This is a genomic window from Seonamhaeicola sediminis, assembly GCF_004358095.2.
GTDB classification, from domain to species: Bacteria; Bacteroidota; Bacteroidia; order Flavobacteriales; family Flavobacteriaceae; genus Seonamhaeicola; species Seonamhaeicola sediminis.
On the sequence record NZ_SMZJ02000047.1, the window covers coordinates 1 to 281 of the forward strand.

1 rRNA gene is annotated in these 281 nt (G+C 53.0%); it reads left to right on the forward strand.

Annotation, left to right across the window (positions count from 1 at the left end):
• Positions 1-281, forward strand: a 16S ribosomal RNA gene (locus tag E1J38_RS15040); the annotation flags it as partial.

Sequence of the window (281 nt, forward strand, 5' to 3'; positions counted from 1 at the left end):
TTTAGAGATAGACTTTTCTTCGGACTGCTTACAAGGTGCTGCATGGTTGTCGTCAGCTCGTGCCGTGAGGTGTCAGGTTAAGTCCTATAACGAGCGCAACCCCTGTTGTTAGTTGCCAGCATGTAAAGATGGGAACTCTAGCAAGACTGCCGGTGCAAACCGTGAGGAAGGTGGGGATGACGTCAAATCATCACGGCCCTTACGTCCTGGGCTACACACGTGCTACAATGGCCGGTACAGAGGGCAGCCACACCGTGAGGTGGAGCGAATCCTTAAAACCG